This is a genomic window from Kaistella polysaccharea, assembly GCF_020410745.1.
In the GTDB taxonomy this organism is placed as follows: Bacteria; Bacteroidota; Bacteroidia; order Flavobacteriales; family Weeksellaceae; genus Kaistella; species Kaistella polysaccharea.
In genome coordinates, this window is the sequence record NZ_CP084528.1 from 2,471,610 (window position 1) to 2,494,602 (window position 22,993).

Genomic DNA, 22,993 nt, shown 5'->3' on the forward strand with positions numbered 1-22,993 from the left:
CAATGACAAAACTTAGTGTAAATATTAATAAAATTGCCACGCTCAGAAATGCACGCGGCGGAGATTTGCCAAGCGTAACAGAAGCTGCTATAAAATTGCAGGAGTTCGGAGCGCAAGGAATTACCATTCATCCAAGACCCGATCAGAGGCACATTACGCGTAAAGATGTTTATGATTTAAAACCTTTGGTTCACACAGAATTTAATATTGAGGGAAATCCACATCGATCTTTTATCGATATGGTTTTAGAAATAAAACCGGAGCAAGTGACTTTGGTGCCAGATGGCGATGATGCGATCACTTCTAATGCGGGCTGGGATTGTGAAAAACATTTGGGTTTCCTACAAAACGTAATTTCAGAATTTAAAAATGCAGGCATCAGGACTTCCGTATTTTTAGATCCGAATCCTGAAATGGTGAAATTTGCCAGCAAAACCGGAGCTGACCGTATTGAATTATATACAGAATCGTACGCTAAAAACTATTCAGTAAATAAAGAAGAAGCCATTAAATCCTACGTGGAAACGGCTCTAGAAGCTGAAAAATTAGCTTTGGGAATTAATGCCGGTCACGATTTGAGTTTAGAAAATTTGAAATATTTCGCAGATCATATTCCGAATCTCTTAGAAGTTTCGATTGGTCATGCTTTGGTTTCAGAAGCGCTTTATATGGGACTTGAAAATACAGTGCAGGCTTATCTAAAGAGGTTGGCAAAGTGGTAATTTACGTTAAATCATCACTTCTAGGCAGTTATTGATTGGTTTGCTAAACCAATATTTAGTTTAATTTTGAACTTTAAATTTGTTAATGGAAATTCTACACTCAAAAATTTATGGACAGGAAAAAACTGGAATTCCACTTTTGGTTTTTCATGGTTTATTTGGTATGCTCGATAACTGGGGAAGTTTTGGCAAAGAAATGGGCGAGTTTTTCCCCATTCATCTCATTGATTTAAGAAATCACGGCAAAAGTTTTCACTCGCCAGAAATGTCACATGATGATCTTGCGCACGATATTCTACATTACATGGATTTTCACGGGCTTGAAAAAATTAATCTTTTGGGGCATTCGTTGGGGGGAAAAGCAGTGATGCAGTTCGCCGTGAAATATCCGGTAAAAGTGAATAAACTGATCGTTGTAGATATTTCCCCAAAAGCGTATCCGCCTCATCATCAGGGAATCCTGAAGGCGCTTCAAAGTGTGGATTTTACCACCGCAACATCTAGGCAGAAAGTTGAAGAAGTTCTTTGCGAATATATTCCAGAAAAATCGGTCGTTCTTTTCCTAACTAAAAATCTCTACTGGACGGATGATAAAAAACTCAATTGGCGTTTTAATTTAAAAACGTTAGCTGAAAAGTATGAGGAGTTTGTCTCGAATGCAATAAAATTTGGAGTTTTTAGCGGTGAAACTTTATTTATCTCAGGCGAAAAATCCAATTATATTTTGCCACAGGATGAGTTTCAAATAAAGCAGCAATTTCCCAATTCTTCTGTAGTGACTATAAAAAATGCCAGTCATTGGGTTCAGGCAGATAATCCGACAGACTTTAATGAAGTTGTTAAAGATTTTCTCGCCGAAAAATAATTAAAATTAATACGATTATAAGTTACTTATCTAAATTCTACCCTTAATTACTATGGTTTTAGTTACTGGCGCTACTGGAATTCTCGGCCGTGTTATCGTTTTAGATTTACTGAAACGTGGAAGAAGCGTGCGTGCGACGAAAAGACCTTCAAGTAATTTAAAAGAAGTTGAAAATTCCTACCGATTTTACACCGATGATGCTCAAGAATGGTTTCATAAAATTGAATGGATGGATGTCGATTTTGAAGATTCTAATTCTTTGGCAACGGCACTCATTAATATTTCAGAAGTTTATCACTGTGCCGCAAAAGTAAGTTTTCACCCGAATGACCGCCGCGCGATGTATCATACCAATATTGCCGGAACACGAAATCTTCTATTTGCACTTGAAAATTCTGGGGTGAAGAAGTTTTGCTTTGTTAGTTCCACCGCAGTTTTGGATGGTTTTAATGAAAAGGGCGAAGTTACAGAAGATTCCAACTACAACCCGAAATCCAATCATTCACCTTACGCGCGGTCCAAACACTTTTCAGAGATGGAAGTTTGGCGCGCATCTGCGGAAGGTTTGAATACGGTAATAATTAATCCAGGCGTGATTATAGGCAGTGGGAATTGGAATTCCAGCAGCGGCGAGATGTTCGATTCTTTTGTGAAATATCCTTACGCGATGGGTGGCAGTTCGGCGTATGTAGATGTTCGTGATGTTTCTAAAATTGCAGTGACCCTGATGGAGAATAATGATTTTGGGGAAAGATATATTGTAATTTCTGCAACCGAACGACTTCTTAAAGTTTCGAATTTTGTACGTAAAAGACTGGGCAAACGAAAAGCGCAACTCTTACCGGAATTCATTCTGAAGATTGGATATTTTCTTAACATATTTTTGGGCTGGCTTTTCCCAAAACTGCGCATGCTGAATAAAGTAAATTTAGAAACCGTAACTTCCCATCACCTCGTTTCCAATGAAAAAATACGGGAGAAACTGGATTATGAATTTATTTCTGTTTTCGACAGTCTAGATTTCCACTTGAATAATTACATATCAGATCATCAACCATAATGAACATTGCAGAATTTTTAAATGTCAATACTGAAAAATTTCCTTCAAAACCCGCTATTGGTTTCAAAAAGAAGGAAAAATGGATAGAAATCACCTGGTCGGATTTTCGGCGTTTGGTTTTTAAAACAGCAAATGCATTGCGGGAAGCCGGAATTAGCGATGGCGATCGCGTCGCAATTTATTCCGATAATTCTGCGGAATGGATTGTTTTTGATCTTGCAATCTTATCAATAGGTGCGATTACAGTTCCGATTTATTCTACCAACAATAAAGAGCAGGCAGAATATATTTTGGAGGAATCAGAATGTAAAATCATTCTGGTAGGTAATCAGGAACAGTATGATGCAGCATTTGAAATCCTAAATAAATCTCACCTTCTTCACCAAATTATTGTGGCAAAAAAAGCCATTTGGATCAAGAAAGAGGCGAGTCAGTATATGGAAGATTTCATTAAAAATACGGATGATAATTTAGATATTTCGCCGAAAGAAGATGGGGATTTAGCGACAATTATTTATACTTCTGGCACAACAGGTGTTCCAAAAGGCGTAATGTTGACACACGGAAATTTCCATCAGTCAGTTGAAGCACACTTCGATTTTTTTAAATTTAAAAATTTCGAGAATGAAACTTCACTCGCATTTTTACCGCTTACTCATATTTTCGAAAGAAGCTGGACTTTATTGGCTTTATCAGGTGGTGCAAAAGTATATTTCCTGGAAAATACAAAACTCATCGCAAGTGCATTAGCGGAAATAAAACCCACCATTATGTGCGCTGTGCCGAGGTTTTATCAAAAGATTTATGCCAGCGTTCATGAAATGGCAAACACCAGTTCACCTACGAAGAAGAAGATTTTCACCTGGGCACTCGACACGGGAACTGAAGTTGCAGAACTGCGAAGATTGAATAAAGAAATTCCTTTTTCTTTACAGATTAAAAATTCCCTTGCCGGCATGTTGGTTTTTAATAAGATCAAAAATAAGATGGGCGGAAAACTTTGGTTTATGCCATGTGGTGGTGCATCCGTCTCGGCTGAAGTTACCAGATTTTTCGAAGCGATGGGCATTCATATCACTGTCGGTTACGGCCTTACCGAAACTACGGCGACTTTAACCGCTTTCCCTTTTCACCATTTTGAACATGGTTCTGCAGGTGTTCCGTTTGGAGGTACCCAAATTAAAATTGGAGAAAATGATGAAATATTAGCCAAAGGAAGAGGAATTATGAAAGGCTATTATAAAAAACCAAATGAAACTGCGGAAGTTTTTACCGAAGATGGCTGGTTCCGAACCGGTGACGCAGGTAAATTTGATCCAGCTGGTAATTTAATTATTACAGACAGAATTAAAGATTTAATGAAAACATCAAATGGGAAATATGTGGCCCCACAACCCATTGAAAATCTTCTTTCTAACAATAATTACATCAACCAAGCCATGCTTATTGCAGAAGGGAAACCTTATGTCACGGCCATGATTATTCCAAACTTTGAAGCTTTGCAGGATCAACTTTCGAAAATGAATATTCCATTTACAACCTGGAAAGAAGTCGTAAATATGGACAAGATTAAAGAATTTTATCGGCTTAAAATTGATGAAATTCAGCAAAATCTTTCAGGATTTGAAAAAGTTAAGAAATTCGTTTTAATGCCGTCGGAATTTGAAATTAATAGTGGTGAGATTACGCCAACACTGAAAGTAAAAAGAAACGTAGTGATGCAGAAATATGCAGATTTGGTCGAAAAAATGTACACTTCTTAAGTATATTTATTATTTTTTTTAAAGCAAACATCGATAAGAATGAGTGAATTCTCTGGAAATAAATCCTTCAAAATTAGTAACCAAAAGGTTACTGAAAGTTGTCCTTCTAATATTGCCTTAATAAAATATTGGGGTAAATATGAAAATCAAATCCCTGCCAATCCCAGTATAAGTTATACTTTGGATATGTGCAAGACGAATACCCAAATGGAGTTTTTACCAGATGAAAAATTCTCAGTACAGACATTTCTATCCGGAAAAGAAGAACCGAAGTTCGCAGAAAAAATTGAAAAATATTTTAAGAATATTCAAGAATACTTGCCTTGGATTTTGAACGGTAAATATATTATTAAAACAGAAAACACTTTTCCTCATAGTTCTGGAATTGCAAGTTCAGCCTCGGGATTTGGCGCAATTGCGAAGTGTCTGATGAGGTTAGACGATACTTTTACGGGTTGTAATAATGAAGATTTTGCCTTGAAAAAAGCCAGTTTTTTAGCACGTTTAGGAAGTGGTAGCGCGTGTAGAAGTATATATGACGGACTTGTCGTTTGGGGCGAAACAGAAGAAGTTACAGGCAGTTCTGATTTTTTTGCCGTAAAATATCCGAATGATGATGTTGATGAGATTTTTCGCAGTTTTAACGACTGGGTTTTGCTTATTCACGAAGGTGAGAAATCGGTGAGTTCCACGGTAGGACATGGATTGATGAATACAAATCCGTACGCAGAACGCCGTTTTCAGGAAGCCCATGAAAATTTTTCAAAGATTAAAACGATCCTGCGAAATGGTGATCTGAAAAGTTTTATTAAGCTTGTAGAACATGAAGCCCTTACGCTTCACGCTATGATGATGATCAGCGATCCTGCATTTATTTTAATGAAAACCGGTACATTAGCAGTAATCAATAAGATTTGGGACTTTCGAAAAGAAACAGATTTGCCGCTCTTCTTCACCCTAGATGCCGGCGCAAATGTGCATCTGCTTTTCCCTGCTAATGAAAATGAGGATTTAATTCAGGAATTCATCATCAAAGAACTCTTACAACATACCCAAAATAACGGAGTTGTAAAAGACGTAATGAAATTTTAAAAAGAAAACTATTTTTTAACCGATAGGCGGCTCATCATGTGAAGTACATAAATCACAATGATACCAAGAACTGCTGCAGAAATGGAGAGGATGAATTTTGAATTTTCCTCATGCCAAAAACCCAGATTCCATTCCATACTATAAAGGTTGAATCCGATAAAAATTACAAAAAGAGCTAAGAAGATTTTATAAAAGAGTTGCATTTTTCTTGATTAAAATTTAACGTAAGTTGAAAAGAGTTGTGCGAAATTAGCGGTAAATAATTTAATGGAAATCGCCAATAAAATAATTCCGAAAACCTTTTGTAAAACCTGAAGCGTTCCGTCGCCCAATTTGTTTTCCAGCCAGTTCGCTGATTTCAGCACCAAATATACGAAAATTGTATTGAGAATAATCCCCGCAATAATGTTGATATCATGATATTCTGCTCTCAAAGAAAGTGTTGTTGTTAATGTTCCTGCGCCAGCAATAAGTGGAAATGCAATGGGCACGATGGAAGCGGATTTAGATTCGGTATTTTTCTGAATTTCAATACCTAATATCATCTCTATTGCGATGATAAAAATTACAAATGCTCCTGCAATGGCAAATGAATTAACATCTACACCAATTAGTTTCAAAATATTATTACCAATAAATAGAAATGAAATCATTAAAATCCCTGCTACAATCGTTGCGCGTTCTGCTTCAATTTTTCCAAATTTCTTTTTCAAGCCAACAATAATTGGGACCGATCCAACGATATCAATAACTGCGAAAAGAATCATGGTTGCAGTAAGGGTCTCTTTTAGGGAGAAAAATTCTAGCATTTTCTGGATTTATTAATTTCGCAAAAATATAAAAAATAAATGATTATTTGTTAATTTCCGAATAGATTGTTTTAATCGCTTCAAACAGGTCATTTATTTCCTCTTCAGAATGGATCGGGGAGAATTTCTCCATCTGAATACGTTCCCCAAGAATTCTATATTTTTCGGTTAAATGCTGGCCTTTTGCAGATTCCAGTTTTCTTTTAAATGTTTTTTCATCCTCCGCGTCGTAGCGTAATTTTGTTTCCTTGTTCAATTCGTCATAGGCAGAGAAAAACTTTGAAAAATCATTTTGGTCTTTCAGGATTTTTAAATATTCAATGTTTTCTTCAAAGTGATTCACCATGTTTTTCCTTACGAGTTCTTCGGTATCAGCTATTGATGTGGATACAAGTGGCAACGGCACCGTCAATTTTTTCTGCTTTTTCTTTTCCTTTTTGCGGAGAACGAGGAAAAATAATGCCGCAAAAGTGCTGAGTAAGGCTAAATTTCCAAAAACAACTTTCCAATTGATGGTATCTCTTTCTTTTACTTTCAAATGTTGCGTTTGTAGAACGGGCGTGTTTACAGTTTCAAGAACGGTGTTTGTATAATCATTAACTCTTTCTAAAGTCGACTTTGCTTCTGCAATCTGTTCTGGTGTTTTAATATCTAATCGGAGTTCTTGCGCGCCTAAATCCGTATATTTTTTTAAAGTTGGATCAAAAAACGAAAAGTCTTCAAATTTTAAGGAAATTAGCCCTGCTTTTTTAGGAACCACAACGTATTCTGCAATGACAGCGCCAGTAAGTCCGCTTTCCTTTGCGGAGGATTGCGTAGTTAATTTTGGTTCGTAAAAAATGTAATCTGTAGATTTTGAAAGTTCTGGAAGCACAAGTGATTCAATATTTCCTTTGCCAGAAACCTTTAATACAATGTTTAAAGGTTTGTCGATTTCGAAAATTTCACCTTCATTTTTGTTACTTAATTCTATTGCGAATCTGCCAACTGCATTTTTGAAATGGTGGGGCATTCCACTCGGCAGTTTTTTTACATTGAGTTTTACAGCGTTTGAAGAAATTTTGAGCGGTGTCGATTTCGGAGAAAAAGAGGCTGAAATAGGATCAATTTCTATCGAACCAGATTCCTTTGGAAAAATCATAAATGTTCCAATAACCTGCGAAGCTATTCCCTGACGTGATTCGATCTCAGATTTCGTGTGAGAAACCTGCTTCACATTCATGTTTTTCTGTGGTGCAACTTGTACATTTCCAACTTTTCTGAAGTTGTTATAGTTGCGGCTGTATGCACGTAAAATTGCTTTTACAGGTTGATTTTTATAAACTTCTTTATCCTGCACTTCTAAATTAAGGTAAAGATCATTGGTATCTGCATTATCTGCCACGGAGCTATTACGGTCAGCATCTTTAACGATTACGTCAAAAGGTTCCGTTTTGTAAATTTTGCCGTTAACGGTGACGAGGACAGAGCCAATCTTCACCTTTCCCGCTTGCTTTGGCGCAAGAACCCACTGATAGACCAGTTGGTCGATAACATTTCCTTTCTGACGGTCAACTTCAATGATGTTACGCTCCGATGCGGATCCAATCATATCAAATTTAGATAAATCAGGTGCCTGAAGCGGAGTTTCCTGTTCCATATTTTCTCCGCTGATTTCCAAAAGGACAGTCAATTTAAAGCGCTGGTTCACTTTCAAATCTTTAACTTCAGAAATCGCCAGTTTAACCTGACCGTAACCAAGCACTGTTAGAAGAAGAAATAATATGTGGGGAATTTTATGTTGCATTACCAGTCCTTCTCGTTGCTCTGCGGCATAGAGTAGGAGTTTTTATTAAGAATTCTTTTGGCTGTTTCGCGTTCTTTATTTCCAACGCGGTTTAGGATCGCGTCCTCTAAATCTTTTGGCATTTTATTACCAGAGTTATCGCTTTTTCCATCGTTTTGATCTTTTCCTTCACCTTCACCTTTTCCCTGTTGGCCCGCACCATCTTGTTTTTCGGGCTGATCACCTTTTTCGTTGCCCTTATTTTTATCTTTGTTTTGGTCGTCGCCACCGCCGCCGCCAGAATTATTTTTCTCTTTTTTCTGCTGCTCCTTTTCTTTTTCTTTCAACATCGCAATTTCGTAGTTTTTACGAATTGATTCGTTATAAGGATCTTGTTTAAGGGATTGTTTATAAAGTTCTGCAGCTTTTTTTGAATCTTGCTGCTGCATGTAAGCGTTTCCTAAATTATAAAGGGCGGCACTTTTGTCGGGTAAGGTTGAGGCAATCTTCTCTGCTTTTTCAAATTCTGCTTTTGCTTCGTCATACATCTCTCTTTTGTAAAGTGCATTCCCAAGATTATAGTGCGCAGTGAACTCTTTCTCATTCAACTTTGCTGCTTCCATGTATTTTGAGGAGGCAGATTCATAGTTTTTTTGATCGAATTCCTGATTGCCTTTGAATACGAGCGTTTTATAATTTTCCTGTGCTGATAAAAATGCAGCACCGAAAGTTATCATTAATGTTGAAAAAAGTAAATTTAGATTCATCACTGCAAAAATATTCCTTTATATGTTAAAGTCTATGGAGTGAATTGTTAAAGTTGGGTTAAAATATGACAAATCAGGGTGTTTCGTCCTACATATTGAATTCTCGGCGGGGATTTAATAGGAAAATCAGGAGAAAAAAGAATATAGAAATTGCCAGAAAATATTGATAATAGTGAATTGCATTATTTGATTTTACGACACTTTCTGAGGACGATGCTGCCATTTTCAAACCATCAATAATTTGCGAGGTTGAACTCTCCAGATTATTTCCGTCTACATAAGAGCCGCCAGTTTCATTTGCGATGTTTTTCAGGGCTAAAGTTTGACGTTTCGAAATTACCGTTTGGCCGTTGCTATCGGTTTTATATCCCATCAGTTGACCGAAAACGTATTCTGGTATTGGTGCTCCTTCCTCGGATCCAATTCCGACAGTAATTACTGAAATTCCTTCTTTTTTAGCCAATTTAACCGCAGATTTCTCATTGCCTTCATTATCTTCTCCATCGCTCAAAAGAATTACTTTTCGGGCACCTGGCGGAATATTTTTAAATTTCTCTACTACCGTTTGCATTCCTTTTAAAAAGTCGGTTCCCTGCGTTTTCACAATACTGGTTTCCACACCTCCGAGGTAAGTTTCAACCGCCGTAAAATCTGTAGTTAAAGGCATGATTGAGGTTGCATCGCCTGCGAAAACAACAATGCCGACTTTATCGTTGGTCATTTTACTCATGGTGTTGATGATGATATTTTTCGCTTCGTCTAAACGGTTTGGCGCAATATCCTGCGCATTCATAGAATTAGAAACATCCAGCATGAAAATAACATTATTCATTTTCTGCTTGCTTTTCACTTCTTCGGAACCGCTGAGAATATCAACAATCGAGAGAATCAGAAAGAGCGTACCCAACAAATACAAGATAGGTAAAAACTTCGAAAATGATGATTTTTTGGTAAATAAATCGTCTTGAAATCTTATTTCTGCGAAGATTGATTTTCTGCTATTTTTCCATTTTACATATTGAAACATTATCATTCCGAGCAACGGCAAAAGCAGTAGCAAAAGTAAATACCAGTTATTTCCTAAAGACCAATTCATTTTTTTTATTTTAAGAATTATTGCAATTCCTAAAGTTTTTTCCCATTTATTTCAATTAAAATCTAAATCTCATTTCTGCGGGAAACAAAATTTCTTTTATTTTAGCCCCGATTGCAGCGGCATCCCCCGCACCCGATTTTTCGGGAAGGGGATAAAGCGGAAAGCGGGACGGCCTTCCGAAGAAGTCAAGATGATATTGCTCCTAAAATTGATCATTTTTTTTAACTTAAAAATTTGTAAAAAACCCATCGCATCAGGGCGTCTAATAGTAACGTTACCAAAGCAATCCAGAGGAAAACCCGGAAATATTCCTGATAATTATAGAGTTTCGTCATCTTCAAATCAGATTTTTCAAGCTGATTAATTTCATTGTACACTTCTTCTAAGCTTTCATTGGAAGTCGCTCGGAAGTATTTTCCGCCTGTTGTTTGTGCAATTTCCCGCAAAACGGGTTCATCGATTTTCACTTCAGCTTCTGTAAAAACAAGATCGCCAAAGGGATCAGTTCCAGTCGGCATTAGAGCGTAACCGTTGGTCCCAATTCCTATGGAATACACTTTTATATCATTGCTTCTCGCCAGCTCCGACCCAACTTGCGTTGGCATCGCATTTTCGATGGTATTTACGCCATCTGTCATTAAAATGATAATTTTCGATTTTGCTTTGCTGTTTTTTAAATGCGTTACTGCTACAGAAAGTCCTTCGCCAATCGCAGTTCCTGGTTGAAGTTCGAGCGGATTGAGTTGATCTAATTCCTCCAAAACCACTGCGTGATCGGAAGTTACGGGAACTTTCGTAAAAGCTTCGCCGGAATAAATAACCAAGCCAATTCCGTCGCCGGGGCGTTGATTAACAAACTTTTTAGCAATTGTTTTCAGCGCAGTTAGGCGGTCAGGTTCTAAATCTTTGGCAAGCATACTTAAAGAAACATCGACGGATAACATAATATCGATTCCCTGATTTTCGTCTTGATTTTGGGAAATCGTGAAGGAGCGTGGGCGCGCCATGGCAATAATAAGCGCTGAAAGAATAATGTATTTTGAAATTATAAGAAGAAATAAAACAAAAACGATCCCTTTGTTTTCCTGCATGTTTTGCGTGGATGGAACGGTAATTCCTGTTGGCGCTTTTTTGCGCCAATCTTTGATGAAGAGTGGGATAAAAACTGCAAAAAGCAGCAAAAACCACGGACTGTAAAATTCAAAATTTAAAAAATCAAAAGTCATATTCTTCTTTTTACACGCCGTTTCTTAAATTCTCGGCTTCCAAATCTTTGGAAGATGTTTTTACAAAACTTTTTAAACGGTCAAAATCCTGTGTCATATTTTGCTGGTCAGGGAAAATTTTTGCAAATTTCACCAAATCACCGCGGGAGAAAATATCTTCTATTATTTTTTCATTTTCAGGAGATATTGCATTGTTTATTTTAAGTACATCGATTAAATCATCGGTTAAAAGTACATCTGCGGGAATTTGATATTGTTTGGTGATAAAGTTTCTTGAAATATCCAGAAGTTCTACATAAAAAAGTCTGTAGTTGCCGGTTTCTATATAATTTTTTTTCTTCAGTTGTTCAAGTTGTTTCAAAGTTTGATTGGTCATGACCACCGGCGATGATTTTTTACGTTTCGCATACTTTATCAATTGATAAATTACGAATAATAACGCGATCAGAATCAGCGCTCCCAGAATATACCATTTATACAATTGCCAGTAGTCGCGAACATCTAGAGTAACTTCTTTGTTTTTCATGATGTCGTTAATAACATCGCCTTTCTGCGCGGTGTTAATCACTTCGATATCATAAGGAATGGTGTGGTAAAGCTTTCCACCAATTTTAAAATCAAGTGCGGGAATTGTAAATTTACCTTCTTCAAAAACTGCAAATTCTATGATTCTTTCGTAAGAATCAACTTTCTTATCAATACTGTCATTGATTTCCTCAAAATGGAAAGGCAGAAGTTCATTTTGTGCTGCGGCCTGCACATCTTTTGCTTGCAGATTAGTAATTTGTATGCGCAAAGTGCCTGGTTCGCCCAAAGCCAAAGTTTCTTTGTCAAGCTTTGAACTGAGGGTTTGTGAAAAGGCAAATACGCTGCTCAGTAAAAACAGGATGATTTGTAATTTTTTCAAAATCTATCTTTTTCTAAAATATTTGTACAGTGATTGTGCATAATCATCTCCTGTATTAATATTTATTAAACCAGCCGAAGAACTTTCGAAATCTTCGGTCAATTGTTTTAATTTTTGTTTTTTATTTTCGGCAAATTCGTAGCGCCATCTCGCACTGGCAGTATTTGCCCAAATTTGTTTCCCCGTTTCAGCATCTTTAAAAAGAGCATAACCAACATCGGGAATTTCATTGTCTTTTGAATCGAAAACCCGTAATCCCAACATTTGATGTTTTCTGGAAGCGACGCGCAACATTTTTAAATCATATTCATCTTCAAAATCGGAAAATAAAAAGATAAGTGATTTTCTCTTGAAAATAGTCATCATGTAGGTAAGCGCAGTTTCAATTTTAGCCACGGCTGGAACATAATCCACGGTGAGTAGCGTACTTATAATTGCTAAAATATGTTTTCGTCCTTTCTGGGGTGGAATTACTTTATACACCTTATCTGCGAACAAAATCAATCCAACTTTATCATTGTTTCCTGCTGCTGAAAAACCCAGACTAGCAGCGATTTCAGCGACGAATTCTCTTTTCAGCTGCGTTTGAGTTCCGTAATCCATCGATGCAGAAATATCAACCAAAAGCATCATTGTTAATTCCCGTTCTTCTTCCATTACTTTTACAAATGGTTCCCGGAAACGCGCGGTTTTATTCCAGTCGATTCTGCGGATTTCATCGCCAAACTGGTAAGGACGAACTTCTGAGAAAGTCATTCCCTGACCTTTGAACGCGCTGTGATATTGACCCATCAAAGTTGCTTCGGACTTTTTCTTAGTCCGAATTTCAATCTGTTTTACTTTTTTGATGATGTCTTTGATCTGCATTACCAGAATTTAATAGTTTAAGGCGCCTGAATTTTACCCAGTATTTTTTCAATAATATCATCAGAGGTTATTTCTTCAGCTTCCGCTTCGAAACTTAAACCGATACGATGACGCAAAACATCTTTTGCAATTTCTTTTACATCTTCAGGGATTACGAAAGCTCGGTTTTTCAAAAATGCCATTGCTCTCGCTGCAATTGATAAGTTGATCGAAGCACGAGGCGACGCCCCAAAACTGATGTAATTTTTTAATTCTGATAAACCATATTTATCTGGAAAACGCGTTGCGAAAACCATATCAAGAATATATTTTTCTATTTTTTCATCCAGGTAAATTTGGTTGATAAGTTTTTTCGCTTCGGTTATATTTTCTAAAGAAATGACAGGTTTTATTTCAGGTTGATGGGAACTTGCCACCATTTTCATGATTTGTCTTTCTGCTTCAAAATCAGGGTAGGTGATGGTACATTTCAGCATGAACCGGTCACTTTGTGCTTCCGGAAGCATATAAGTTCCTTCCTGATCAATCGGGTTTTGGGTGGCTAATACGAGAAAGGGTTTTGGCAGATTCATTGTTTCATCGCCAATCGTTACCTGTTTTTCCTGCATCGCTTCTAACAGCGCAGACTGTACTTTTGAAGGTGCCCGGTTGATCTCATCAGCCAGAACAAAATTAGCGAAAATAGGTCCTCTTTTTATAGAGAAATCATTGTCTTTAATGCTGTAAATCTGTGTTCCGACGACATCAGCGGGTAATAAATCAGGTGTGAATTGTATTCTGGAAAAATGACCTTGCACCGCGTCGGCTAAAGTTTTAATTGCCAAGGTTTTTGCCAAGCCCGGAACTCCTTCCAGCAAGACGTGACCATTTCCCAGTAAACCTATTAATAAACGGTCTACCATATATTCCTGTCCGATAATTGCTTTGTTGATTTCTTGTCTTAAAAGGGAAAAAAAGTAATTCTGTTCTCTTACTTTTTCTGTTAGTTGTCTTATATCTTCTGCTTGATTGATTTCTGACATAGGTTTGTAGAATTTTAAAGTGTAAATTTCCAATAAATACGCACACCAATCAACACAATTAATGCCAATGCAAAGTTAAAGTTTGTTAATGTTCCCTGATAATGAGTACTTCGATGAGTTGGCCAAAAAAAAATCATCAATATTTTTAAAGATTTACAAAAAGGTTTTCATTAAAAAATTTAAGATTTTTCCATTAAAAGTTGAGGAGGTGAAATATGATAAATAATTGAAAAGCTTGTCATTTTCAGTTAATTACTCTAATTTTGAGAACCTAAAACAACTGCACAAATGAATTACCACTTTCAGGCACACCGGCAAGTTCGTTTGAATCTGCTGGAGATTTTACGGGAAACCTCGCAACGTGACCTCGTTTTAATTCCTGATGGCTTTAATAATAATATGTACTGGAATATTGCACACGTTGTTGCGACGCAACAGCTGCTCTGCTATTACCTGAGTGGAAACCCTTTCCGCATTGATAAATATTGGATTGAAACTTATAAAAAAGGAACATTACCCAACCTTAATGTTCAACAGTCTGAAGTCGATGATTTGGCATATCTATTAACTGAAACCTCTAAAATTTTAATTAAGGATTACGATGCTGATTTCTTTTCAGATTATACGCCGTACACCACAAGTTTTGGATTGGATTTGAAAAACATTCAGGATGCCATCATCTTTAATAATATGCACGAAACCCAGCATTTAGGATATGTAATGGCGCAAAAAAGGGCGATTTTGGGAGAGCAGTTTTAGAATTGTAAATTTGCCGAAAATTAGGGACAAATAAATGTGGCCCTTCCACCAACAATTAAATTAATGAAAGAAGATTTTATATTTGGGTTAAGACCTGTAATAGAAGCCCTGGAAGCAGGGAAAACAGTAGATAAGGTATTTCTGCAAAATGCTTTGCAAGGACCGATTTATGCAGAACTGAAAGCGTTATTGAGTGAGCATAAAATTCGTCCTAATTTTGTGCCGATTGAAAAATTAAATCGCTTTACCCGAAAGAATCATCAAGGTGTGGTTGCCTTCATATCGGATGTTCCTTTTCATAAAATAGAGAATGTGTTACCTGAAATTTTTGAAACAGGTAGAACACCCTTTCTCTTAATTTTAGATCGCTTAACTGATGTTAGGAATTTTGGTGCAATTTGCCGAACCGCAGAATGTGTGGGTGTAGATGCTGTCATAATTCCAGAAAAAGGTGGTGCGCCGTTAAACTCTGATGCGATCAAAACTTCTGCAGGAGCCATTTATAATCTTAAAATTTGTAAGGAAAAAAATCTTGCACATGCAGTAGATTTTCTTCAGCAATCTGGCGTTCAGGTTTTTTCTGCGACAGAAAAAGCACAGAAATTGGTTTATGATTTAGATTATACACAACCTTGCGCAATCGTTATGGGTAATGAAGAAACTGGAATTTCAAAAGATGTTCTTCATCATTCAGATGAAAAAATAAAACTACCGATTGCGGGAAAAACACAGTCACTGAATGTCTCAGTTGCTTGTGGTGCTATTCTGTACGAAGCGATGCGACAAAGAATGATTCCTGTAATTTAGAAATAACCCGCTTTATTTTTTTAGGTCTTAAATTTGTAGACAGCTCTATTTCAAAAGAATTTTTATCTTTAATTAAAATATGAAGCGGTATGCAGAAAAGTACCATTGTAAAAAGCGATGTTCGCAGTCACATTAGAAATTTAATTGTTCAGAAAATTGAAAAGCTAGAACGCTTTATGGAGTTTACTTTAGAGGCAAGCCGCGAGGTTAAAAAAACGCCAAAATATGATTCTATAAGAGAAGAAATACAGGAGGAAATTTACCATCTTCAAAAACAGATGGTGGCGCTAAAACTTCTGCTCCGAAATTTGGGAAAAGTTTTAAATAGTCCTACGGAAAGAGTACAGGTTGGTTCAATTGTTTTCACCAATAAAGCACGGTTTTATATTTCAGTTTCATTAGGCGAATTCTTTTTTGAAGGCGATCGTTTTTATGCTATTTCTGAAGAAAGTCCCATGGCAAAAACCATGTTTGGTAAAAAGCCAGGTGATGAATTTATTCTCAATAATATCAGCCAAGTTATTGAACAGATTTGGTAAAGTATTTATTTTAAAATTTTAAATGAAAGATTCGCAGGTTTTAAGAACCATTATTGAAAGTAGGAAAAGTACTTTTCCGAAATCCTATAATCAAGGTCCGATTGATAAAGATGTTCTAGAAGAAATCCTAACTTCCGCGAAGTTTGCGCCCAATCATAAACGAACAAAGCCGTGGCGTTTTAGAGTTTTTGAAGGGAAAGAAAAAGCTGAACTTGGGGAAAAATTAGCAGAGATTTATAAGGAAATTACGCCCGCCTCCAATTTTTTAGAAAAAAAGTATCTGGATATTACGCATAAAATTGAGCTTGCCAGTGCGGTTGTAACGCTGAACGTAAACTTCAGCATACTGGTACCGGAATGGGAAGAGGTCGCCGCTGCAGCAATGGGAGTGCAGAATATGTACTTGACCGCAACTGCTCTGGATATCGGATGTTACTGGAGTACACCAAATATGATTCACCATCTCGCCGACTATCTTGGTCTGGAAGAAAATCAAAAATGTTTGGGACTTTTTTACTTAGGGAATATTCAACACAATTAGCTGAAGGTCAGTGGTACAGTTTAAAATTATTAAAAATGTAAAGAGCTTCTAGTTACAGAAGCTCTTTACATTTTTTAACGAAACCTAATTATTTAGAAGGATTGCAGCTTCTTTTGCAGCGTACGTAAATATCATATCTGCGCCCGCGCGTTTGATGCACGTTAAGCTTTCGATAATTGCTTTATCATTATCTAACCAACCGTTTTGTGCGGCGGCTTTTAGCATGGCGTATTCGCCGCTCACATTGTAAACCGCAATTGGTAAATCAATCATATCTCGCACTTTCGAAACGATATCCAAATAGGGCATTCCGGGTTTTATCATGATAATGTCTGCTCCTTCAGCAACATCTTTTAAAACTTCATCCAAAGCTTCGCGGGAATTGTGAAAATCCATTTGATAGGTTTTTTTATCTTTCGGAATTTCAGCATCGTCTTTCGGCGCGGAATCCAGAGCAGTTCGGAAAGGTCCGTAAAATGAACTTGCGTACTTTGCAGCATAGCTTAGAATTCCTACATCGGTGAATCCATTTTCCTCTAATCCTTTACGGATTGCGCCGACACGGCCGTCCATCATGTCGCTTGGTGCCATAATATCTGCTCCCGCTTCTGCAAGAGAGATTGACATTTTTACCAATGCATCATTGGTCGCATCATTATCTATTTTTCCTTTTGTGATAATACCGTCGTGTCCGTACATGGAGTAAGGATCTAAGGCGATATCTGGCATAATTACCATCTCTGGAACGGCATCTTTTATGGCTTTAATGGTATTTTGCATTAATCCGTTCTGATTCCAGGATTCTTTGCCGGTATTATCCTTCAAATTTTCCGAAACCTTCATGTATAAATTAACTCCCTTTACTCCTAAAGAAAATAATTCTTCGCATTCTTTTACAGTGAGATCAATCGACCGCCTGAAAATCCCGGGCATTGCCGAAATTGCTTCTTTATTCTGCGATCCTTCCATTACAAAAATGGGCATCACCAAGTCGTTGGTTGTAAGTACAGTTTCCTGAACAAGAGCTCTTAAAGCAGGTGTTGTTCGTAGGCGTCTATTTCTTGAGTAGATAATCATGTTGTTGGAATAATATTTGATTTATCGAGTGCAAATTTAACTATACTTTAATGAAAAACTATTGAATTATAACTTGAATTTCATACTTTTGTATAATAAATAGATCAAAAAAAAATTTATAAGTGAAAAAATTTTTATCTTTTATAATGTTTATAGGCTTTTTAACAGTGGGTACAAATACAGTTTGTGCGCAATCTGCTGAACGAAGCTTTGCAACTCATCAGAAAATCGATGAAGGGATGTTGGTTGTTTATCCAAATCCTGCCCGCGATTTTATGATGCTTAAATCTAAAGATTCATCTTTAAGAATAAAATCAGTAACCTTTTATTCTATTTTAGGAATGCAGGTTGCCGAATTTCAAATTAATAAGACTTCCGAGGAGATTAGACTGGACCGTTTGCGACCTGGAAAGTATCTCATGAGATATGTACTGAGTGATAATACACAGAAAGTAATGCAAATCGTGAAACAATAAAATTAAATCCTTGGAAAATATTTCAAGGATTTTTTTTTCTTTTCAGTTTAGTTATTTAGAATTAATATAGATTGTAAAAAATTCGTATTTTTGTAAGTATGGAAGCAAGAGAAAAAATAGTAATTGTGGGCGGTGGTTTTGCGGGACTACAATTGGCAAAAGCTCTTAATAATAAGAGAAAAAAAGTGATGGTCATCGATAAGGTAAACCATCACATGTTTCAGCCTCTTTTCTATCAGGTTGCGTGCGGACGAATTGAACCCAGCAACATCTCCTTTCCTTTCCGGAAAATATTTCAACGCTCACACAACATACAGTTCCGACTTACCGATGTGCAGAAAATCCTTCCCGAACAGAATAAAATCATTACCACTGAATCTGAATTTACCTATGATAAATTGGTGATTGCAACAGGTTGTAAAACAAATTTTTTCGGAAATGAAAAAATGGAAAGTTTAACTTACGGGATGAAAACCACACAAGAAGCAATTTCAATTCGTAATAATGTGCTTCTTACTTTTGAAAAATTAATTAGTGAACGCCGGCGAACCGACGATGGAAACTGGAATATTGTTATTGTAGGAAGCGGACCAACCGGAGTTGAACTCGCTGGAGCATTTGCAGAAATGAAAAAAGATATTCTGCCGCGCGATTATCCGCATATGAATTTCAATGATTTAAAAATTATTCTGATCAGTTCTACCGAAACTCCTTTACAAACAATGAGTGAAGAAGCACAGGCAAAATCTGATCAATATCTTCACGAGTTGGGAGTAGAGTTTTTGAGAGGGGAAATGGTAACGGATTATAACGGTGACATTGTCTCGATGCAGAGTGGAAAGACTATTCCAACGAACAATGTGATCTGGGCTGCTGGAGTTACCGGAAATATTATTGACGGATTGAATCCTAAAAATATTATCAGAAACCGTTTTGTGACAGACCGTTATAACCGTGTAAAGGGATACGAAAATATTTTTGCGATTGGCGATATTGCCCACATGGAAACTCCAAATTATCCGACGGGGCATCCGCAGGTTGCGAATGTTGCTATTAATCAGGGTAAAAATTTAGGAAGTAATATTCTTAAGAAATTATTAAAAGATTGGAAAGAATATGAATACGTGGATCGTGGCAGTATGGCGACCATCGGTAAACATCGTGCAGTGGTAGATCTTCCAAATCTTAAATTTCAGGGTTTAATTGCCTGGTATTTCTGGATGTTTTTACATTTAATGCTCATTCTGAGTGTGCGAAATAAAATAGCAATTTTCTTCAACTGGATGTGGAGTTACATTAATAAAGATTCCTCGCTACGTTTGATTATTATTCCTACTAAAAAGAACAATACCGAGCAATGAGAATAGATATTGTAAGTGTATTGCCGGAGCTGATGCAGAGTCCGTTCGAAACTTCTATACTTAAAAGAGCAGTTGATAAAGGTTTGGTTGAAATTCATTTCCATCATATACGAGAATGGGGGATTGGAAAACACCGACAGATCGACGATGAGCCATATGGTGGCGGTGCTGGAATGGTCATGTTAATTGAACCTTTGGATAAATGTTTGTCTGAATTGAAATCGCAACGCATTTACGATGAAGTTATTTATTTAACGCCGGACGGGGATACGCTTACACAACGAATTTCGAATACTTTATCCATTCAAAAAAATCTTATCTTTCTTTGTGGACATTATAAAGGAATTGATCAGCGCGTGCGCGATCTTCATATCACCAAAGAGATTTCTATTGGTGATTACGTTCTTACTGGTGGTGAACTGGCAGCTTGCGTCTTAGCGGATTCTGTAATTAGATTACTGCCCGGTGTTCTGAACGATGAGCAATCTGCACTGACAGACAGTTTTCAAGATGATTTATTATCTCCACCTATTTATACCAGACCAGCAGAATATAAAGGATTAAAAGTCCCAGATATATTACTGAGTGGAAATTCGAAAAAAATCGAAGAATGGCATTATGAAGAAGCTTTGCGTATAACCCGAGAAAAACGACCTGATCTTCTGGGTGAGCAGTAATTACTCCTCAGTTACTGCTGTACTTCCCAACACACAATACGAAACAAATGACGTCGAATAAAATGAATAGAGAGATTATCTCCTTCTATAATGTGGAAAATTTGTTTACGCCCGATCCACCACCCAAACATAAACTTGATCCTACTGAGTCTGGACTTCAGAATTGGGATGAAAGAAAATATCAAAATAAAATTTTTAAAATTGCCAGTGTTTTTCATTTAATTGAAGAGCGCGAAGGCATATTGCCGATGATGATTGGCTTGTCGGAAATTCAGGGCCGGAAACCCTTGGAAGATTTGATAGCGCTTGAACCCTTTAATTCAAATTACGGAATTGTTCACTACAACTCAATGGACGAACGGGGCGTAGATGTGGCGCTTATTTACGACAAAGAAAAAATTGAAGTCATTTCCTCCGAACCATTATCTTATTTTTTCACGGTAGAGAAATCTGATTATGAATATTACGATACCACGAGAGACGTTTTGTTTTGTAGAGTGAAGTTTCAAAATACGATTATTAATGTTTTCGTGCTTCACCTACCGTCAAAAAGAGAGAAAGACGTTAATAAATCAAAAAGAGAATATATTCTGAGCGATCTAAAAGTAAAAATAGATGAAATTATTAAAGAATCTTCCGAACCAGTTCTCATCTTTGGCGATTTTAATGAAAACCCAGATGAGGAAATGATCTCTAATTTTATTTATGATAAAGATTTCAACAAAATATTAATAAATCCATTTGCTGAATTATTTCAAAACGAAAAATTTTCTACATATCATTACAAAAGTGGCTTACTTTTTGACCAAATGATGCTGACCCATGATTTTATAGATGAAAACTTCCCTTTAACAATAAATGAAGCAAAAGTTTTTAACCACGAAAAATTACAGAATTGGGATCAGAAATTTTCGGGTAGACCATTTAGAACGTTTGCAGGTACAAGATATTTAGGAGGATATAGTGATCACTTTCCGATTTTAATTATCTTTAACACGAAAATGTAATGAGTAGAAATTTTCAATTATGAAGCAAAAATTTAAAAAATGAAGAACGCAGTTAGCACCCAATATCATTTAGACAACATTGACAAAGAAATCATCTATATGTTGATGGACAATGCGAAAACTTCTCTTGCGCATATTTCTAAAAATGTAGGAATTTCTACGACTGCGGTTCACCAGCGTATCAAAAAACTGGAGCAGGCGGGCGTTATAGAGAATTCTATTTCTTTTTTAAATCCTCGCAAAATAGGGTTTAATGTAGTTTCTTACATTGGTGTTTTTCTAGAACAACCCAGTCATTATCACGATGCAGTAAAAGCGTTGCAGGACGTGAACGAAGTTGTAGAGGCACATTACACCACAGGAAATTACACCATTTTTCTTAAAGTGCTTTGTCGCGATAATGATCATTTGATGCAGATTTTAAATAAACTTCAAAAACTGAAAGGCGTAACCCGAACAGAGACCTTTATCTCTCTGGAACAGAGTATCAGCCGGCAATTAAGAGTTTAAAAAACAATAATTCTAATTTTAAAGTATGCTTTTTCAGAGGCATACTTTTTTGATTAAAAGACTTCAATTCAATTAAAGATAAATGGTTAATTTTGCCATATATAATCACCTAAATATATTTTCTAATCAAATCTAAATTTCATGCAAAAGACATTAGAAAAAAATCATATCAATACGATGCAGATGAGCACGCTGAAAAGGAATGAAGGATTGCCTTTTAATACCAAATATTTCGACGCAATAAATATTAACCGAAGTGCAATCGACCGCCGTGTTTCTACATTAGGTGGAAGACGCAGTGTGAAGAAAGAATTTCAGGCCGCCTGGCTTTTGAAAGCGATTTCTATGATCGACCTTACGACTTTGGCGGGAGACGATACGCGAGGTAATGTTTTGCGTTTGTGCGAGAAAGCCAAGAATCCTGTTCGTCAGGATATTTTGCGAGTTTTAGAAATGCAAGATGCGAACCTTACGACCGGTGCAGTATGCGTTTATCACAATCTAATTCCATACGCTAAAGAAGCTTTGAAAGGAACTTCGATTCCTATTGCTGCAGTTTCTACGGGTTTTCCCGCTGGTAAAATTTCGCTTGAAGATAAAATTACAGAGATTAAAAAATCGGTTGCAGCCGGCGCTTCCGAAATAGATATCGTTATCTCCCGTGACTTGGTTTTAGAATCAAAATGGCAGGAATTATATAACGAAATTAGACTGTGTCGCGAAGCTTGTGGCGATGCGCACATGAAAACTATTTTGGCGACGGGCGAAATTCCCACATATACCAAAGTAGCAAAAGCTTCTTGGGTGGCCATGATGGCGGGTTCAGATTTCATCAAAACATCAACTGGGAAAGAGTCGGTTAACGCAACTTTATCGGTGAGTTTGGTCATGATTCGTTGCATTCGCGATTATTACGAATTAACCGGAATAAAAATCGGATATAAGCCTGCAGGCGGAATTCAAAAAGCAAAACAAGCCTTGGATTATTTAATTTTAATCAAAGAAGAATTAGGAACCGACTGGTTAACGCCCGAACTATTTCGTTTTGGCGCCAGTTCACTTTTGGGCGATATCGAACGGCAGTTGGAGCATTTTGTAACAGGACGATACAGCGCAGGATTCAGACATCCGATGGCATAATTTTGTGCTAAGTCTATCGAAGTGCGATTACTGAGCCTGTCGAAATACGGTTACTGAGCTTGTCGAAGTACGGTTACTGAGCTTGTCGAAGTACGGTTACAGAGCTTGTCGAAGTAGGGCGCACATTTCCGTCTTCCA

At 36.9% G+C, this 22,993-nt stretch carries 25 protein-coding genes; 15 read left to right on the plus strand and 10 right to left on the minus strand.

The features are described from left to right. Positions 1-2 precede the first annotated feature (2 nt). From LC814_RS11440 to LC814_RS11460, 5 genes are all read left to right on the plus strand, one after another. Entirely contained in the window at positions 3-722 is a 720-nt protein-coding gene (locus LC814_RS11440; protein ID WP_226064054.1) for a pyridoxine 5'-phosphate synthase, read from the plus strand. Between the two features lie 85 nt (positions 723-807). After that, positions 808-1,587, plus strand: coding sequence for an alpha/beta fold hydrolase (locus tag LC814_RS11445; protein WP_226064055.1), 780 nt, complete (start codon positions 808-810; stop codon positions 1,585-1,587). A gap of 52 nt (positions 1,588-1,639) precedes the next feature. Then, the gene (locus tag LC814_RS11450; RefSeq protein WP_226064057.1) at positions 1,640-2,647 is read left to right on the plus strand and encodes an NAD-dependent epimerase/dehydratase family protein; all 1,008 of its coding nucleotides are present in this window, start codon (positions 1,640-1,642) and stop codon (positions 2,645-2,647) included. Further along, positions 2,647-4,410 (plus strand): AMP-dependent synthetase/ligase, encoded by a 1,764-nt coding sequence (locus tag LC814_RS11455; RefSeq protein WP_226064058.1) that lies wholly within the window; start codon positions 2,647-2,649, stop codon positions 4,408-4,410. The genes LC814_RS11450 and LC814_RS11455 overlap by 1 nt, the downstream gene beginning before the upstream one ends. Before the next feature lie 39 nt (positions 4,411-4,449). Beyond that, entirely contained in the window at positions 4,450-5,502 is a 1,053-nt protein-coding gene (locus LC814_RS11460) for a diphosphomevalonate decarboxylase (RefSeq protein WP_226064059.1), read from the plus strand. Between the two features lie 8 nt (positions 5,503-5,510). Here the strand turns inward: LC814_RS11460 and LC814_RS11465 are convergent, their stop codons facing one another. From LC814_RS11465 to LC814_RS11505, 9 genes are all read right to left on the minus strand, one after another. Then, the gene (locus LC814_RS11465; protein WP_311135710.1) at positions 5,511-5,639 is read right to left on the minus strand and encodes a hypothetical protein; all 129 of its coding nucleotides are present in this window, start codon (positions 5,637-5,639) and stop codon (positions 5,511-5,513) included. Positions 5,640-5,714: 75 nt separating this feature from the next. Beyond that, positions 5,715-6,311 carry a MarC family protein gene (locus LC814_RS11470; RefSeq protein ID WP_226064061.1) on the minus strand — a complete coding sequence of 199 codons (597 nt, stop codon included), beginning with the start codon at positions 6,309-6,311 and terminating at the stop codon, positions 5,715-5,717. A gap of 43 nt (positions 6,312-6,354) precedes the next feature. After that, complete coding sequence (locus tag LC814_RS11475; protein WP_226064062.1) at positions 6,355-8,097, minus strand: BatD family protein; 1,743 nt, start codon at positions 8,095-8,097, stop codon at positions 6,355-6,357. Continuing rightward, complete coding sequence (locus tag LC814_RS11480) at positions 8,097-8,813, minus strand: tetratricopeptide repeat protein (RefSeq protein ID WP_226064063.1); 717 nt, start codon at positions 8,811-8,813, stop codon at positions 8,097-8,099. Before LC814_RS11480 ends, LC814_RS11475 begins: the two co-directional genes overlap by 1 nt. 118 nt (positions 8,814-8,931) lie before the next feature. Beyond that, a complete protein-coding gene (locus LC814_RS11485) occupies positions 8,932-9,939 on the minus strand; it encodes a vWA domain-containing protein (protein WP_226064064.1) in 1,008 nt (335 codons plus the stop codon). A 221-nt stretch (positions 9,940-10,160) separates the two neighbouring features. Further along, on the minus strand, positions 10,161-11,165 hold the full coding sequence (locus LC814_RS11490; protein ID WP_226064065.1) for a vWA domain-containing protein: 1,005 nt from the start codon (positions 11,163-11,165) through the stop codon (positions 10,161-10,163). A gap of 10 nt (positions 11,166-11,175) precedes the next feature. Continuing rightward, the gene (locus tag LC814_RS11495; protein ID WP_375373409.1) at positions 11,176-12,075 is read right to left on the minus strand and encodes a BatD family protein; all 900 of its coding nucleotides are present in this window, start codon (positions 12,073-12,075) and stop codon (positions 11,176-11,178) included. Further along, the gene (locus LC814_RS11500) at positions 12,076-12,939 is read right to left on the minus strand and encodes a DUF58 domain-containing protein (RefSeq protein WP_226064068.1); all 864 of its coding nucleotides are present in this window, start codon (positions 12,937-12,939) and stop codon (positions 12,076-12,078) included. A 17-nt stretch (positions 12,940-12,956) separates the two neighbouring features. After that, the gene (locus tag LC814_RS11505; RefSeq protein WP_226064069.1) at positions 12,957-13,961 is read right to left on the minus strand and encodes an AAA family ATPase; all 1,005 of its coding nucleotides are present in this window, start codon (positions 13,959-13,961) and stop codon (positions 12,957-12,959) included. A 288-nt stretch (positions 13,962-14,249) separates the two neighbouring features. Here LC814_RS11505 and LC814_RS11510 point away from each other — a divergent pair, with 288 nt between their 5' ends. The 4 genes from LC814_RS11510 (at position 14,250) to LC814_RS11525 (ending at position 16,607) form a co-directional block, all read left to right on the plus strand. Next, positions 14,250-14,720: a DinB family protein gene (locus LC814_RS11510; protein ID WP_226064070.1), complete on the plus strand. Its 471-nt coding sequence runs from the start codon at positions 14,250-14,252 to the stop codon at positions 14,718-14,720. A 63-nt stretch (positions 14,721-14,783) separates the two neighbouring features. Beyond that, positions 14,784-15,527, plus strand: a complete 744-nt coding sequence (gene rlmB / locus LC814_RS11515) for a 23S rRNA (guanosine(2251)-2'-O)-methyltransferase RlmB (RefSeq protein ID WP_226064071.1) — start codon at positions 14,784-14,786, stop codon at positions 15,525-15,527. Between the two features lie 89 nt (positions 15,528-15,616). Continuing rightward, a complete protein-coding gene (locus LC814_RS11520; protein ID WP_226064072.1) occupies positions 15,617-16,066 on the plus strand; it encodes a hypothetical protein in 450 nt (149 codons plus the stop codon). Between the two features lie 22 nt (positions 16,067-16,088). Next, positions 16,089-16,607: a nitroreductase family protein gene (locus LC814_RS11525; protein WP_226064073.1), complete on the plus strand. Its 519-nt coding sequence runs from the start codon at positions 16,089-16,091 to the stop codon at positions 16,605-16,607. An 84-nt stretch (positions 16,608-16,691) separates the two neighbouring features. On the opposite strand, the gene hemB is transcribed toward LC814_RS11525, so the two are convergent. After that, complete coding sequence (hemB, locus tag LC814_RS11530) at positions 16,692-17,684, minus strand: porphobilinogen synthase (RefSeq protein WP_226064074.1); 993 nt, start codon at positions 17,682-17,684, stop codon at positions 16,692-16,694. Positions 17,685-17,806: 122 nt separating this feature from the next. On the opposite strand from hemB, the gene LC814_RS11535 reads away from it, so the two are divergent. The 6 genes from LC814_RS11535 to deoC all read left to right on the plus strand — a co-directional run bounded on the left by LC814_RS11535 (position 17,807) and on the right by deoC (position 22,855). Beyond that, positions 17,807-18,160 carry a T9SS type A sorting domain-containing protein gene (locus LC814_RS11535; protein WP_226064075.1) on the plus strand — a complete coding sequence of 118 codons (354 nt, stop codon included), beginning with the start codon at positions 17,807-17,809 and terminating at the stop codon, positions 18,158-18,160. A gap of 98 nt (positions 18,161-18,258) precedes the next feature. Further along, on the plus strand, positions 18,259-19,521 hold the full coding sequence (locus LC814_RS11540; protein WP_226064076.1) for an NAD(P)/FAD-dependent oxidoreductase: 1,263 nt from the start codon (positions 18,259-18,261) through the stop codon (positions 19,519-19,521). Next, a complete protein-coding gene (gene trmD / locus LC814_RS11545) occupies positions 19,518-20,198 on the plus strand; it encodes a tRNA (guanosine(37)-N1)-methyltransferase TrmD (protein ID WP_226064077.1) in 681 nt (226 codons plus the stop codon). Before LC814_RS11540 ends, trmD begins: the two co-directional genes overlap by 4 nt. Positions 20,199-20,260: 62 nt before the next feature. Continuing rightward, on the plus strand, positions 20,261-21,205 hold the full coding sequence (locus LC814_RS11550) for an endonuclease/exonuclease/phosphatase family protein (protein ID WP_226064078.1): 945 nt from the start codon (positions 20,261-20,263) through the stop codon (positions 21,203-21,205). A gap of 39 nt (positions 21,206-21,244) precedes the next feature. Then, positions 21,245-21,715, plus strand: a complete 471-nt coding sequence (locus LC814_RS11555) for an Lrp/AsnC ligand binding domain-containing protein (protein ID WP_039343443.1) — start codon at positions 21,245-21,247, stop codon at positions 21,713-21,715. Between the two features lie 141 nt (positions 21,716-21,856). Continuing rightward, positions 21,857-22,855: a deoxyribose-phosphate aldolase gene (gene deoC, locus LC814_RS11560; RefSeq protein WP_226064079.1), complete on the plus strand. Its 999-nt coding sequence runs from the start codon at positions 21,857-21,859 to the stop codon at positions 22,853-22,855. The last annotated feature ends 138 nt before the right edge of the window (positions 22,856-22,993 follow it).